The sequence below is a fragment of the Oleiphilus sp. HI0132 genome (assembly GCF_001635845.1).
Genome location: NZ_LWGJ01000364.1, coordinates 1 through 881, shown reverse-complemented (window position 1 = coordinate 881; position 881 = coordinate 1). Strand labels below are relative to the sequence as shown.

Annotated in this window: 1 pseudogene; it reads right to left on the bottom strand. The window is 46.1% G+C overall.

What is annotated here, in order from left to right:
- Positions 1 to 66 precede the first annotated feature (66 nt).
- A pseudogene (locus tag A3766_RS31855) lies at positions 67 to 563 on the bottom strand (acetyl-CoA hydrolase/transferase C-terminal domain-containing protein).
- Positions 564 to 881: the final 318 nt, after the last annotated feature.

The window sequence follows — 881 nt, the reverse complement described above, 5'->3', positions numbered from 1 at the left end:
TCGATTGTAATACTAGAAAGGAATAATCCTCAATGACCCAAGTCATAAAAGCGTCCCTCTCTTTAACTATGAAGCAATTTCTGCACCGGGCAACTTTCGCCCACTTTTTCCCAAAGCCCCCATTGCTCGGGCACTATCGATCAACTCTTGCTGAAACCTGGGATGCGCCAGCTGTATTAGTAGCTCAGCCCTTTCACTTAAAGATTTACCCTTTAAATCTACACAGCCATTTTCCGTCACAATATAATGCGTATCCATACGGGTATCGGTCACAGCCCCACCCTCTATGCGTGGGACAATTCGACTCACCTGACCTTTTTTTGCTGTAGAATGAAGCGCGATAAAAGAACGGCCATTCTCGGCCATATAAGCCCCCTCACAAAATCCAACTGCCCTCCGGTGCCTGAAAACTGCTGACCATTCATATGCTCTGCATTCACCTGCCCCGTCAAATCAACTTCGATTGCAGCGTTTACAGAAACCATATTATTGTTCTTACTGATCACTGCCGGATTATTCACCCAGGAAGCAGGATAACCAACGATCGAAGGGTTATCATCCATAAAGTCATACATCGCTTTGTCACCCAAAGCTAAGGTAAACACGTGCTTGTGCTGCATCCAGAATTTTTTCTTACCGGTCAGAACTCCCCACTGAATCAACCTAACCATCGCGGGCGAAAACAACTCAGAGTGCAGGCCTAAATTTCGGTGGCTATCTAACATTCCGAGCACCGCATTTGGCACACCACCAACTCCCATCTGCAATGTATCTTCATCATGGATATGTTCTGCAATCTGACTGGCAATTATCTTGTCTATTGGACCAGGCTCAGATAATTGCGTTTCGCACAGAGCCTCATCATGTTCTGACCGGTAAGA